Genomic DNA, 14,503 nt, shown 5'->3' on the forward strand with positions numbered 1-14,503 from the left:
GGGGTGGTGAGGAAGCCTGTATGAGACTGAATTTATGAGCAATCGGAATTGGCGAGAGAGAATCTCGGCGTGGGCCCATTCACTCATAGTTCGATATCTCCTCCTCACGCTTACCGCGGCGGGGGTGGTCGCGACGCTGACTGCTCTCCTCAACCCGACTGTTCAGACCGAGAATATCAGGGCGCTATTGACGACGTTAGCGACGGCAGAAGCCTCCGTTCTGGCAATCGTGTTCTCCGTGACCGTCGTCGCCCTACAGCTCGTTGTGACGCGATATTCGGCCCGCCTCACCTCACTGTTCACCAAGGAGCCGTTGTTCCGTACGACGTTCGCGCTCTTCGTTGGCGCCATTGCGTTCAACCTGCTGGTCGTCTATCTGCTCCCGATACAGAACAGCCGCCTAATGAACGCAGTCGTCGGAATCGCGTTTGCGCTTGCTGCTGTCTCTACGTTTGCGCTCTACCAATTCATCCAGCTGATGATCCAGCGCAGCTCGCCCGACGATCTCATCTCGGTGTTGGTCGAACGGGAACTCGCACCGGACGAATACCTTCCAGCGACCGCAACGGAATTCACCGAAATCGAGGTCCATCCGATTCGGCCCCTGTACCGAACGATTGCTCGGGCGATCGAGCTGGGCGAATACCAAACCGCAGAACAGGGAATCGACGGACTTCGGACGGTTCTCAACAGGACGTTCGAGTACCTCGAAAGCGAATACTCCGAAGAAGACGCCGCCCAGTACGCATCGGCTGTTTCGACTGAGGTCCTCACGGAGTATGTCCCGCCGATCTTGGAGCAGGCATACACCCACGAGCAATACGACCTGGTTTCGGACGCAGTCGACGATGTCGAAGCGGTCGCTCTCGACGGGCTCAACCACGGCTTTACTGACGTCACCGAGGACGCTGCTGAGGGACTCGGAGACGCGTTCGATGCGGCGCCCTTGACGTGGGAGGGGAACCGCCTTCGAAGCCCGGTCAAAGAGTCACTACTCGAACTGACGAAAGCTACAGCCAGCGACGCCGAGTACTCGACATTTCGAGCGGTCTTCCATCCAATGAATTTCCAAATGACGCTCCTTTTGCGACGCCGACCGGATTCGAACGTGACCCACCACGTCGTTGGGGACTACTACAGCCGAGAAATCGTCGATATATTCGAAGTTCTTGCTGACCGGTACGGCCCCACTGTACAAGATCAGGACATCAATTGGATTTCCCCAACAGAGGGGCGGAAGTGGACGCTTCCCGATGAAGCAGAACCACTTCGACACGTCTGGCGTGAATACGCCAGCTTCACAGAAAACGTTCTGCGGTATCGCGTCTCAGAAGAGGAGTACCCATTTGTGGAGGGGTCAATCGATGACGGCTGGAATCGGATCACGCAGTGCGCTGCTGATGCTGGGATAGACGATCTGGCAACGCTGTGCTGTATGACGACGCTTCAACTCGCGTATCGCGTTGACCAGCTTGAGGACGGCCGTCTCGGGATGTGGACGAATAATCTCGGACGTCTCCGACTGGACTATGATCCGGCTATCGTCGATAGGGCATTCGAACTCCTGAAGGCGGGCGGACAGCCGGAGGGGCAAAACATCTCGGTCAGGACCGTCGACCCGGCGTCGACAGATGCAGACGAGGGCTTCATTGAACGGTTCCTTAGCACTGAAGAGGAAGACACACCATTCGAAGAGTGGCTCGTTGAGTTCGAGGAAGACGTCCACGAACGAACGGAGTACCTCCGGGAGCGAGAATGACCGACCACCAGTTCGAGGAGGGTGACCGTGTGCGAATCGATATTCCTGATGAGACGGACCCGGACTACAGCCGGCTCCACGGGCGGCACGGCGAGATCGTCGCCATCCTGGAAGACGATGCCGGTGCCGTCACGGGCGATACTCGTGATGCTGTGCTGTATCGTATCCTGCTGGAAGATGGAACGAAAACTGATGTCCGGTGGCGAGATCTTCGACCACTTTAGGTTATCAGGTGTCTCGGGGAACTATTCTTCTGTGTACCCTCCCCCCTCATCATGCACCCGAATCTGTTCTTTGACTGCCTCAATGTAGCTTTCAATCGACTCAAAGTCGTCTTTGTTGAGCGGCTCTTCACCCTCTGGTGCTGGAAGATTTAATTCTGATTCGGGGACAGCACCTTCATGATATAGGTGCTCGAGCAAACGAACAAAGGCCAACCGAGGATTGCCTGGAACAGCATCACGGCGAAGCAAGTAGGTTAGTTCGCTATAATCTTCTTCTTCCTGCAGGTACCGGTCTTTCAACTCCTCCAGCTCCGGCTTGTGTTTCTCGATCGAGACTTTGACATCTACATCATCTACGATATATTCCGGTTTGAGACTCTCAATCCCCCCACCGATTCCAGCAGCGCCTATTTGTTCAAACGCTTCGACAGCATCTTCTTCATCCTCAAGGGTGTCGAATAGCCCTTTAAACAAAAATTCAAAAGCGGAAAAGAAAATTGGCGTTGGGATTTCTTCAAACACGAGCGAACGGTCGTCTGGCTGAAGATGATCGTTGAGGATGTTGAGATCAAGGAGTGCATTTTCTGTCCGGTCTCTAATCCGATAACGTGCATCTCGTTCGCCTTGAGTTGAATACTCTTTTTCACCAAGCAAATATGCGCGATCTGAACTGGTCAAGATACCCCGTCCACGCGCCTCCTCAGCTTCGATTATGTCATCTGTATGGTTGCTATTTTCTCCGCTCATTGTGGCCCCCGACTACTTATACGGCCGTCCATTGTTAGGTTTCCCTTAATTTCTGACTCTATACTACTCAATATAGTCTGTTTCCGACTATGAGGGCACATTCTGATAGTACGGTCCTCCGTAGGACTTAATAAGGTTGGCGATATAGATGATACCACGAGGCGTAGGCAAATCATACGCGGGACTCTGGTTACGAGAGTCTCACTGGTTCCCAGGAGAACCGACGTGGAGCATCACGGTGCTTGTGGAAGGGTGCGCGTGATGCCCGCGGACATCAACTGCCCACGGCCATGGGTTAGGCCCCCGGCGGACACCGGGTCACACACCACAGATGACCATGGGCGACGACGTTTCCAATTGGCAATTTACCGCGATAGGTCATAGTCGTTGTGCCTCTCAATCTTGGTGTGATGTCCGTGGACTCGTATGAGTCGAGAGGACGTCGAACACTACATCCGCTCCCAAAATGGGAGTACGCTCAGCATCGCTGATCAAATCATCATCGCCCACTGGCTCCGTGATCGCGGCATCGGGCCCGCTCACGATGGCCTGAAGCGCACCGAAATTGCGGAGGCCATCGGCGATCGACTGGACTATCAGGTGCGGACAAGCCTGAAGCACCTCCGCGAGGCAGACGTCGTAGAGGAGTTCCGCGATAGCGGCCCTGACACCTATGTCATCGCAGACTGGCATGAGGAGGTATTCGTGATGGGGATGGTCGATGAAGCTGCGGCAGAAGGCGTTGAGGCGCTCATCGATCACATCCAAGACGACGACCCCTCTTCGAGTGGTGATGCCCCTGCAGTGGCTGATGGTGGAGTCACTCTTCGTCGAGTAGTCTCCTCCCAGTTCGACCTCCAGCCCAACGCGCTGGAGCAGTTCCTGCGTGAGGGTGACCAAGTCGAGAAACTAAACGATGCGGTCAAAGCAATCGAGGAGAGCGACTACGAGACAAGAGAGGACTACGGAGCTATCGAGTTCCTCAACGTCCCGTATCGCTATCGATTGACTGAGAAGGTGACGAACCTCTACGAAGAATAGGGTTCGTCACGGCTGAGATATTTTTATTTTTCAGCAAAGCGTCACCTGTCGCTGATGCGCATCGGAATTTCATTCGCAGTGAACCGGGCGTTCGCAGTCCCACAGTTCGGACAGTCCTCGAGATACGCACACACCAGAATCGAGGCGGCTAACATCCGGTGAGCGCCGCAGACCGAACACTCGAACGTCGTGACGTACTGTATTGGCTCTGTGGGCGTCCCTGTGCCCGTGTTTCCAGAGTCCGAATCGGCTGTCGTCACACGAACTTCCAACGTGTTCCCTGACTCTTGCAGTCCATCGTCGAGCAGCACTGCAAGGTGATACAGCGATTCACTGACAGGTGAGCCGTGATCACCGGTGTGGTGTTCGTCGACGAGCCAGTCACGAACAGTGGCGGCAGCTGTCCGATCGATCCGGAACGGTTGGGTTGTGTCCATCGTCGTTCGGCCTCCACCCCCCACGGGAACGACAAACCTGCACCACCTCTGGAAAGGACGCTTCGATGCCGGTCAGGTACTCAATCGGGACGGTTAACCCGCCGCCCCTACACAACCAGATAGATGGCTGGTGCTGATCCTGACGACTGCTGCCGGGGTGCCCACGCAGCTGCCCAACGGGACGAGTTCACTCAGGCAACCGTCTGGGACGCATGCAGCGCGGGGATCCGCGACGCAATCGAGTCACAACTCGACGACGAGCAGGCATCACCTGTGATTATCGACGGCCTCCCCACGATCGGGAAGACGCGACACGCAACGGACATCGCGTTCCACCTCGACGTCCCGGCCGCAATCCTCACCCACCGATACGAAACGCGAGACGAACACCTCGAACTCGCGGCTGAGCATCAGAAAGCAGTAGTTGAAATCCCAACGCTCGATCGGGACTGTCCAACTCGCAGAGGTGATCATGGATCGGGCTGGGCCGAGCGAATCAACGACTACCGGTCACGGGGCGCCTCACCGACGTATCTCCACTACTATCTGCAGGATGCGCTACCGTGCATGCAGGACGGCGACTGTCCGTATCTCGCACGCTGGGACGCAGTCGAGGAAGCAGACGTCGTCATCGGTGGGCCCGCCCACGCTGCCCTTGATCGCGTCGTCGACGGCCGCGTCGTAATCTTCGACGAAGACCCCGGGACAGCCTATCGCACAGAATTCGATGCGAACCAGCTCACGGCTGCTATCTCGTCGTTCCTCAGTGCATCCGATAGTCTACCCATCGACAACTACCTCGGTCTCCTCGCGGTCGCGACCAACGAATCGATGGCTGACATCCAGGAGACGATCCGGGACGAGCTGGCAGATACAGAGTCAATTGCTCGGCCAGCGGCGGCTGTTAATGATGATGACGGCCATGCGGAGGCGTCGACTGCGATCCTGGCCCACCTAGAATTCGGTGGGCCGATTGTCGATGATGCCGTCCCAGACACCTACGACTGGGATGACCGTCTCCGGGAGCGGGCGGAACTCGACTATGTCGAGCTCGAGGACGGCGCGCAGGTCGTCTACGATCACGCCGAATCGCGGGTCTTCATTCGACGGCCGCCGGACCTCACTGCTGCCCGCGCAGTGGTCGGGCTCGACGGAACACCGGTCGAAGAACTCTGGCGTGGACGCCTCGGTGTGGACGATATCGAAAGCTGGCGGATCCTCTGCGATGACTGTCGGGCCCGATATCTCCGCGATGTCATCGGCTACACGTTCGTCCAGACGACCTCACACGTCAAACCATACAGCAGTGGAGAGTACGTCAACCGACGCGCCGACTTTGGATTGATCGAGGCGGTCGCAAATCGTCACGAGACGGCACCCGGCGTCATCACGACCAAGAGTGCAGCGGAACGTCTCTTCGGGGAGTCGCCCAGTGAGCCGTTTATCGACATCCAGCGAGTGACCGACCGAATCGCGGACGTCAAACACTACGGCGCGCTTCGGAGTAGCAACGATTTCACAGGGAAGGAGGTGGGGATTGTGCTCGGCTCACCCCACCCGGGAGATCGACCGCTCCAGATCACGGCCGCACTGGAGGGTTACACGGCAGTGAGAGACGACGAGGGCAAGGGAACAGACCTCGATTACGGGATTCCTGACCGACCGTTTCTCCGGCACTATCGCGAACACAAGATTGCCCAGGCTGTGCTCCGGTTCGGCCGGACGACAGCCGCGACGGTCTACATCCACACGGGCGTCCTCCCCGAGTGGTTAGCAGAGATGGTCACGGCTGGACCGGAGACCGTCATGATCGACGAGCGTTCCGAAGGCCAGCGTGGTGTGATCCGCGCGCTTCTGGATGAGGCCCCGGGGACTGCTGCCGAGATCGCGAAGCGAGAGAGGGTATCGATCGGCGAGAAGCAAACGCGGGACTGGCTGAAGCGACTCCGGTCGGAAGGGTATGTTTCTCGCGATGACTCTCAGCCGTACACGTGGGCTGCTGACGGGTTGGCTGACGCTCCACACACGGCCCGTGTTCGCCTGCCTGACCTTGGGTAGTGGGCGAAAGTGTTATCACCCCCACAAGCGCCCGTTCCGGCGATTTTCGGAGAAATCACGAGCAGCTCGCGACGGCCCGCCTCGCTTCGGTTTCACGCCATCCGAACCCCCATCTCTAACGCTAAATCGGGCCTCCACCGTCTAGACTACGCTGGCTTCCCTCCGCTAAACTGATCCACTCCGTATAGAGTCCTATACGTCCCACCTCAGATTCCCTGACCTTCCTCCCATTTCTCAGCAGGACTGGTCACCCTATGGCTCTCTGAGACCTGTCCCTATCTCTTTCTGCACGATGCCTGCCCTTCCCCGTTGAACCGATATCTGGCCTCTACTATCGAATCTCCTTGGGCCATTGGGCCATCGCGAGGCGGGCCGGCGCGGGGGCGCGCCTCACCGTCGGTGGAGCGCGCCCGTCGCGAGGTTGCGACGGGGCGCGCGGCCATCGACTATGAGTTCGCAACGCAACGTCCGTTCGACGGACACGACCGATGCACAGACGATCGGGGCGACGCCCCGGTTCGAACAACCGCTCAGCGACGACCAGATCTGGACGATGCTCCAGACGGCCGCGAACAGTGCCCGGATCATGCCGATCGTGAAGGGTGACTGGGAGTCGTCGACGCGGTCGTACAAGACGCGTGAGGACGCAGCCCGTGCCCTCGTCTTCGACTTGAGCTTCTACGCCAACTACCGGTTCAGCCAGGTCCGCCGGCTGTTCAAGCAGACCGCGATGCGGGACGTCTTCACCAAGACGGAGCTCGACGACATCGTCGAGGAGGCCTACTTCGAGCAGAACGGACGGAGCTATCCGACGTTCACATAGCGCTGGAGTCGGCCAATCACCCGACTGGTACGCCCTGCTCTCGGTCGTGGCTGCGCGCGCAGCGACCGCAGGGAGCGAGCACGGAGCGGTGGATGGGGTGGAGGGGCGTCCACGGGCGGTGGTCGCCACTAAAAACGGGGGAGCCGCCCCGCTCAGCGCAGGGTGTCCCGTTCCTCTTCGAGGCCGGCACCCGGGTCGTCGGTGCCGTGTTTGTCCTTGTAGGCGTCGACGAGCTCCCGACTGTACCGTGCGATCCGGTTTCGGGACGTCGGCACGATCGTGCTCGCCGCCGCGGCGACCTGCTCTTGAGTGAGGTGCTTGCGCGAGAGCAGGCGATCCGCCGCGTACAGCGCCGATGCCGCGACGGTGCACCGTGGCGTTCCCGGCCCAATCGGCACCTGGTCGCCGAGTTTCATCAGGTGTTGGGCCAGCCGCCACGTCCGCACCGCTCGCGCCCCGGGGATGGAGTCGTCATCGAGGGCGTCGACGACCGCCATCACGGCGTTGGGCCTGATGAGCGGCACGTCGAACCCGCATTCACACCGGATCTTCCGCGCCGCAGCGCACACCCGCTCGTGGGGCGCTTTGGTGTGCGTCGCGACCGCGACGTCGATCTCGTCCCGGTCGACCGATGAGGCCCGCGCGGCCAGGAGGACGGCGCCGCCGGCGAGTGCCTCCCAGGCCATCCGCCCGCCCGGCAGCCGCGCTTCCGAGGCGCTCCGGAGGTGTTGCGCTGCCTGCTTGATGACGTGGTCCGGCAGGGCCAGGTTGCCGCCGATCATCTCGACGTCCCGCAGCCCCTCGTTGAGCCGCTTCGTTCGCTTGCGCTTCTCGCCGAACTGCATCCGCTTGTGCCACTTCCGGAGGCGCTGGACCTTCTCCCACTGCTCGTTGCTCAGGGGATTGCCGTGACCGTCGGTGTTCCTTCCAATCTTCGTGTGCAGGCCCTTGTCCGTCCGCAGCGGGTCCACCGTCTCGATGCTCTGGTCAGCGTCCCCGACCAGGCCCAAGTCGTTCAGCGTCGGGCTCAGGTCCACCCACTCGTCGGCGACGATCAGCCCACAGTCCGTGCAGAACGACTGCTCGTCTTCGGTGATCACCTGGCCCTCACACTCGGGACAGACGGATCGCCCCGACGGCTCGTGTTCGACCGTCGGCTCGTGACCGCGTTCTTCAGTGGTCGTATGCTGTCCGTCCGAAACCGTCTTTTCGCTCGCGTTTTTACTCGACATTGGTGTGCTAGCACCTGAAGGCGCTCACTACAGCGCCCGACTCCCCGTGTTCCAGCACGGGGATTTCCTCGACGTCACGACCGACAGAGCCGTCTGTGCGCTCTCGCTCGCGCCTTCGCGAGCACCCTCCTGGGCGCGAGCGAGAGCGCGTCTGCACGGAGGGACTCAACCAGCGCCGCGCGCCGACCCGCCCGGAGCGAGCGACCAGCGGAGAAAGCGTGGGGGGTGAGCAGCCACGCCGCGCAACCCCTCGCGCTTACCCGCTGGCGCCGAGGGCACATGCACTTTAGCCCGGCAGTCCGCCCGCTACTGCAGGCAGACCGCCCGGAATGGTCGGTCGCGAGCGACGCGGAGGGCGGCAGCGGCGAGCGGCGCGGGCCGTCCGAGACACACCGGACAGCCGATGTCGTCGATGAGGAATTAGGTCACTACCTGGTGGACTCAGAAAGGGCGAGGCCGTCTCGATCGTCCCCCGACCCCGCAAGCACCGAGTCCAACGAGACGTGCAGCGTGGGTCGCGGGGCGTCGAGCGGCCGAGGGCTTCCGCATAGTGACCAAGAAGAGCAGATCAATTCAAGAGTTATATGTGGGTGTTCTAGGAATAGCACGTAACACCCTGAATATCTGAAAATGCCTGATCAATCTGAGGCCGTTACTGAAGAGACAGACCTTCTCCTCACCCATCGGGCTAGTCGACTCGAGGATTTAGCGAACAATTCGTTGGAACTGATTAAAATCAATCTTCTCGTCCTTGGGCTATTCACCCCAATCTTCTCGGCCCTGGATGGTGGTATCTCAAAAATTGGCGCAGTTATCAGCTCTACATATGGTGCCGTAGGTATCTTCGCGTGGGCAGTTGGTCTGTATATTTGCACCTATGTTTTCCGAAGAACGCGATCCAGTTCTATAGATCAATTCTCCCCCCTTGAGGACGCAATTGCCAACGATCACAGCCCAGAAGTTCTCAAAAAAGACGTCGCAGATGGAAAACCAGAATACGAAACTGAGACAGAGGATTTGATGGCCATCCTTTCGGTTGCCGTCGGGCTATCCCTGAGTTCGATTCTGCTTTTGATTTTCGCCATTGCAAAAACGGGTCAACCAACTTTCCTCGATGAGACGGTGGGGTTCAGTTTAGTCTCTGTGACGTATCTAGTGGTCTCCGGTCGAGGAAACCTCGTTGCGATACAATCGATAGCACAACAGATTCCCAATCCATTCACATGGATCGAACTGATTGAATATTCAGCAATTGAGAAGGCAATACGGCTCTCTACCTCGATTACGTCTCCAATCCTTGGGGTGCTGATTATAGATTATCTCCTCAAGCACGTCAGGGAATCTGATCGAGATTCATTAGATGACCAAGCTGTTGAGCAGGAGTCACTCACTCCAGAAGATGTAGAGGAGATCGACCGGCTCGCAGAAGTTATGAATCGAACGGATCAGATACCAACTACCCGAGCTAGGCTCCTCATCGCTGCAAAGAAGGCCTTTGATCGAAACCCATTCACCGCTGCTCAACTCCGCTCAGTACTCGAAGAAACCGATATACCAGTCACAAATTCGCTGTTAGAGCGGCTTACTGAAGGTGATCTCATAGAAAAACAGAAACGGAGTGACTCGGTTTTTCTACTCAATCAGCGGACAGACGAGGTTCTGATACCCAATAGGGAGGAAATCAATCAGGAATTGGAGAACCTGCAAGACTTCATAAGCGACCACGAATTCGCTGAGCAGTTTGTCGATGTCGACGCAATAAAAACTGTAATTGAAGACGAGTCGATCGGAGAAAAAGTGGACACGCTGAACTCGTCAATCTCTGAATTAGAACAAGCTGGGATTGACATAGATACCGCAGGTCGGTTAGTTTTCATGAATGCTCCGTCTCGGTATCGCCTCACAGATTTAGCACACGATCGAATCTCGTCAGCCAGCTATGAATTAACGAAAATCGAACGGCAGGAAGCGCAACAGGAAGCGAATAAACGACACCGTCTGATGGTTATTGAGCCCCCAGAAGACAAGCAAGGGACGATCTACCTCTCAGAAGTCAAGCCGGGTCCTGAAAAGGAATTTATCTGCCATCTCCCAGAAGCTGATATCTCCGACAAGGAGAAACAAGAACTAACTGAACTAGAAAATGGAGATCGGATTGAAGTCAAAATCCGTGGGACGATGAGTGGTGCTGATGTGCTTGAGGAAGTATATTAGGCAAAATACAGAATACGCCGTAGAAAGTCAACTCAAGCACGAACACTCCCCACTCGTGGGTTCTCTGCTCGCTCGAGGACGAGGTCGACGACATCATCAACCGATGGATTCTCGGGGTTCCCGGTACACTCACAAACGTCATCTGTCGACAGCACACTGGCACCGCTTGACTGGGATCGGAACGACATCCGACGAGAACTCAACGGATCACATGTAGTCGGTATCACGGAATGGACCTGACGAACCCTCTCCCCCCTTTTTCGAGTTGTAAACTCGTGACGGCAGGAGGGGGTGAACAGCAAGAGGGACTGCAAAATAGCTGATTGTGGCAGATACACACGATAGAGAGGGTGAGCACCTCATCTTCTAACTTGTAACTAGAAATGAAAAGGTTTATGTTGTACGTTACCTTACCACAACCGCACTAGAGACAAAAAGAACAAATCGTCTAGCTGAGCTAGACGATTGAGATCTCTGGAGTAGATGACCTCTTCATCTCGTCCGTGGTTCTGATCCCGTGTACTATCACGTCTCATCGCCTCTACGCCAATTTCTGTTAACTCAACGCTCGTTACATGGCGTCTGGTGTGGCCTGTTCCCATCGACTTACAACTCGAAAAAGGGGGGAGAGGGTGCAACATTCGAGATCACGAAATCAGCTTCACCAGCTACCATGTCTGAAACCCGGTATTACTCTCATTCGTGAACAGGTCCTACGAGCGTCGTTCTTTCGCTACTATTCTGGTGCTTACTACTCGAAAACGGGGAGTGTGAGTAAGACCGTATCACCCGAAGCATCATTCACAAAATCCGGATTATGTGGATTTTGCTCCGAGACCCACCTCGACTCACTTCTCCTTACAACGTGAGGGTGGGAGTATCGAACCAGGTGTATTACCGCCTCCCAACATCTTACAACTCGAAAACGGGGGGTCCGGGTCATCGAGGAAGATCGACGACAGCGAGCTTCGTCGAACCGTTACAACTCGACAACGGAGGGTGATAGATTCCGAAGACGGTATCTGACTCATCCAGAGGATACGGGGCTGTAGTCGTTAGATAGCCTGTTTTCGCCCGGTTACAACTCCACAAGGGTCCATATTTTTATACCCAGAGTTCGAGGGGTTCATAATGGGACGAGAGGGACGTAGAGCAGGATCGAATAATCCGGAAGGTGAGGAGGATCGTCAATCTTCTGCTGCTGATCCTGAAACTCCTGAATCGACGGATGAGGAGGTGGCGTCTCCTGGCACGTCACAAACGACCTTCGAAAACGGATCAGATCCCGCTGATTCGTCTCAAGAAGCAACTAACGGCGACGGTGGCGGCATCTCAATTCGTGATCGGCTCCAAACCGAGTCGTCCGGTGGGGTCTTCGCGAACAAAGACCTCGTCCGGTCAGATACCATCATCGACGAGGACCGTATCGTCGGTCGTGACGACCAGCTAGGCCGTGTCGTCGACAACCTAAAACCGGTCCTCCAGAATGAAGGGATCCCGGATATGCTTCTGAGTGGTCCTTCTGGAACTGGGAAGTCGCTCATCATTCATGCGGTCTGCAAACAGATCGTCGAACTGTGTGAATCCCAGGGCAAGACCTTCGGGGTCATTTCAATCAACTGCGAGGGGCCGAAGACTGCAGATCGGGCTGTCTATCGGTTAGTCAAAGCTGCTGCCGACGACCTCGGCGTTGATCCTGGTGTTCCCCAAACCGGCGTCTCAACGGATCAGAAGCTCGAGCGACTGTACGAACTCATGCGAGAGTATTACGACGGTGTCATCTTCATTCTCGATGAGATCGATATGCTCGAGGGACCGTATCAGGAAGCAGAGTACAATTCTCTCATCTACCAGCTTTCACGGGCTCGCAAACTCGCTGACTTTGATGGTCCCATCTCGCTCACGACGATCACGAACTACGCCGACTTTATGAAGGACCTCAACAGCCGCGCACAGAGTTCTTACAACCCTGACGACATTTTCTTCGACGATTACGATGCGAACCAACTCCGTAGTATTCTCCGCAACCGACGGGACGCCTTCAAGCCAGACTCACTTGCAGATGACGTTGTTCCGCTTGTTGCTGCGTTCGGCTCCCAAACGCACGGGGATGCGCGGAAAGCGATTGACCTCCTCAGATGGGCTGGTGAATTAGCCGAGCGGCGTGGGGCTGACACGGTTATCGAGACTGATGTCCGTGATGCTCAGGAAAAATACACCGAAAACCGCAAGCTCCGCCATATCAGTGGCATTTCGACTCAAAAGAAACTCTCCATCTACGCTGTGGCGGCCACTGCCCACTACGCAAGAGAACATCCTGAGTGGATCCCTGCTGGACCTGCGTTCAAGACGTATCAATTCATTGCCGATACGATGGATGCGGACCAGTACAGCCGCGAGACGTTCGTCAATCACGTCACAGAGCAGAGTACGTACGGTGTACTGGACTTCGAGCGTCGGGGCAAGGGGCGAGGCAGAGGAGTGCATATGTATTTCTCTCTCTCCGAGGATCCGGAAACGATCATGGAGACGATCCGTGAGGATTCCCGGTTCGAAGATCTAGCTCACGAAGAGGCGACTATCAGCGCGGTTGTCCGCGAACGGCTGAAGCAGTTCCGGAGTAAAAACTAATCTCGCCCGTATTCTCCGCGTACTTACTTCTCGAAAACGGGGGGTGTTCGTATCCCGCGCGATGCGTTACAACTCGAAAATGGGGGGTGTGTCCTACGATTTCTTTGTCGTCGGTACCATCGATGATGCGGAGACGGTGGAGAAACGACGGAAATACGAGGGTGTGGTCCCTTCAAAATCAGCGTCACCCCCTCCACACACACACACATCCTGTTACGACGGAAACGTGGGGTGGATGTCCTCCCCCTTCGAGTTTCAGTCCGGGTTGACCGGACCCATTCACACTCTGGGGGGTGTCGTCTGCGACGTCTCTAATGGTACTGAAAAGAACATCGGACTACAGTTCAATCTCGTCTACTCGTCGGGATTCACTGGCCCTTTGTACTTCGACGTCACCGAATCACCTTCCCGCCACTGCCAGTAGTAGTAGCGGTTGTCGTTGATCTCCTTGATCGTGATCGTCGCCTTCGCTGGCACGTCGTCCGGGAGGTCATCGGGGCGCTCCTCGACGTCGGCGTCATCCGCCTCTTCTTCCTCGAGACGAGCTTCACGCTCCTTGTATTCGGCCAACGCCTCGGCGTAGCTGGCAACGTCCCGAAGATGCTCCGATGAGGCTTCGTTGAGCGTGTTGACGATCTCCGTTGGAAGGTTCGCCGGTGGAGTCGGGGGTTCGTAGGACATCGGCTGCTCTCGTGTTAACCAACACTACCCACGAGTCCATAGTTTTGTTGGTTAAGACGATGGAGACGGTTCTCACGATGGCTGTCTGTAACACTACTCGAAACTTCTTTATATATAAGTTTCTTTCTATGTTACACCGTGCTCCGGCGCATCGAACTCGAGGTCCTCGCCACAGTCGAACGCGGCGACACGATCTCCGAGCTCGCGACGAAGCTTGACCACAGCGAGAGCTACCTCTCCCGTGCCGTCGGCGACCTCGTCGAGAAGGGGCTCGTCTATACGGAACGTGACGGCCGCCGAAAGCGAGTCGTCCCATCGAATGCTCGCGCCGTCGAATGCTACAAGGACCTCGTTCGCCAGCACTCCCACATCGACTTCCCCGAGCTGCTAACCGAGAAGGCACTCGAGGTGCTGCACTACCTCGACCAGCCGCGAACCGTCTCCGAGATTGCCGACCGGAGCGACAATTACCGCAACACGGTCAACCGGGTTCTCAAGCGGTTTCGCGACCGGGGTCTCGTCGGGACCGTCGACGGCCACTACGAGTTCAACGCCGATTTCGACCGCCTCCACGAGTTCGCCCGTGAACTCGCACACCATCTGCATCGCCACCGCCTCGAAGCCGTCGCCCCGAAGGGCACGATTCTCTGGGAGGA

General features: G+C 57.0%; 12 protein-coding genes. 8 read left to right on the forward strand and 4 right to left on the reverse strand.

Annotated features, from left to right (window positions below; all coding sequences use genetic code 11):
* Positions 1-34 precede the first annotated feature (34 nt).
* Positions 35-1,759 (forward strand): DUF2254 family protein, encoded by a 1,725-nt coding sequence (locus ACQUQ1_RS20020; protein WP_435066030.1) that lies wholly within the window; start codon positions 35-37, stop codon positions 1,757-1,759.
* On the forward strand, positions 1,756-1,983 hold the full coding sequence (locus ACQUQ1_RS20025; protein ID WP_435066031.1) for a hypothetical protein: 228 nt from the start codon (positions 1,756-1,758) through the stop codon (positions 1,981-1,983). The genes ACQUQ1_RS20020 and ACQUQ1_RS20025 overlap by 4 nt, the downstream gene beginning before the upstream one ends.
* 21 nt (positions 1,984-2,004) lie before the next feature.
* Here ACQUQ1_RS20025 and ACQUQ1_RS20030 read toward each other — a convergent pair whose 3' ends face one another.
* Complete coding sequence (locus tag ACQUQ1_RS20030) at positions 2,005-2,730, reverse strand: hypothetical protein (RefSeq protein ID WP_435066032.1); 726 nt, start codon at positions 2,728-2,730, stop codon at positions 2,005-2,007.
* A 426-nt stretch (positions 2,731-3,156) separates the two neighbouring features.
* Here ACQUQ1_RS20030 and ACQUQ1_RS20035 point away from each other — a divergent pair, with 426 nt between their 5' ends.
* Entirely contained in the window at positions 3,157-3,771 is a 615-nt protein-coding gene (locus ACQUQ1_RS20035) for a hypothetical protein (RefSeq protein ID WP_435066033.1), read from the forward strand.
* Between the two features lie 41 nt (positions 3,772-3,812).
* On the opposite strand, the gene ACQUQ1_RS20040 is transcribed toward ACQUQ1_RS20035, so the two are convergent.
* Positions 3,813-4,208 (reverse strand): hypothetical protein, encoded by a 396-nt coding sequence (locus ACQUQ1_RS20040; protein ID WP_435066034.1) that lies wholly within the window; start codon positions 4,206-4,208, stop codon positions 3,813-3,815.
* Between the two features lie 123 nt (positions 4,209-4,331).
* Between ACQUQ1_RS20040 and ACQUQ1_RS20045 the strand changes: the two genes are divergently transcribed.
* Positions 4,332-6,266 carry a hypothetical protein gene (locus ACQUQ1_RS20045; protein ID WP_435066035.1) on the forward strand — a complete coding sequence of 645 codons (1,935 nt, stop codon included), beginning with the start codon at positions 4,332-4,334 and terminating at the stop codon, positions 6,264-6,266.
* A gap of 448 nt (positions 6,267-6,714) precedes the next feature.
* A complete protein-coding gene (locus ACQUQ1_RS20050) occupies positions 6,715-7,089 on the forward strand; it encodes a hypothetical protein (RefSeq protein ID WP_435066036.1) in 375 nt (124 codons plus the stop codon).
* 152 nt (positions 7,090-7,241) lie between these two features.
* On the opposite strand, the gene ACQUQ1_RS20055 is transcribed toward ACQUQ1_RS20050, so the two are convergent.
* Positions 7,242-8,321, reverse strand: a complete 1,080-nt coding sequence (locus tag ACQUQ1_RS20055; protein ID WP_435066037.1) for a transcription initiation factor IIB — start codon at positions 8,319-8,321, stop codon at positions 7,242-7,244.
* Between the two features lie 630 nt (positions 8,322-8,951).
* On the opposite strand from ACQUQ1_RS20055, the gene ACQUQ1_RS20060 reads away from it, so the two are divergent.
* A complete protein-coding gene (locus ACQUQ1_RS20060) occupies positions 8,952-10,535 on the forward strand; it encodes a hypothetical protein (protein ID WP_435066038.1) in 1,584 nt (527 codons plus the stop codon).
* A gap of 1,131 nt (positions 10,536-11,666) precedes the next feature.
* Positions 11,667-13,166 (forward strand): Cdc6/Cdc18 family protein, encoded by a 1,500-nt coding sequence (locus ACQUQ1_RS20065; RefSeq protein WP_199725479.1) that lies wholly within the window; start codon positions 11,667-11,669, stop codon positions 13,164-13,166.
* A 354-nt stretch (positions 13,167-13,520) separates the two neighbouring features.
* Here the strand turns inward: ACQUQ1_RS20065 and ACQUQ1_RS20070 are convergent, their stop codons facing one another.
* On the reverse strand, positions 13,521-13,847 hold the full coding sequence (locus ACQUQ1_RS20070) for a hypothetical protein (protein ID WP_119712854.1): 327 nt from the start codon (positions 13,845-13,847) through the stop codon (positions 13,521-13,523).
* 138 nt (positions 13,848-13,985) lie between these two features.
* Between ACQUQ1_RS20070 and ACQUQ1_RS20075 the strand changes: the two genes are divergently transcribed.
* On the forward strand, positions 13,986-14,503 hold a 518-nt coding region (locus ACQUQ1_RS20075), incomplete at its 3' end, for a MarR family transcriptional regulator (protein ID WP_435066039.1).

Origin of the sequence: Halobaculum sp. EA56, assembly GCF_051195075.1 — an archaeon.
Taxonomy (GTDB): Archaea; Halobacteriota; Halobacteria; order Halobacteriales; family Haloferacaceae; genus Halobaculum.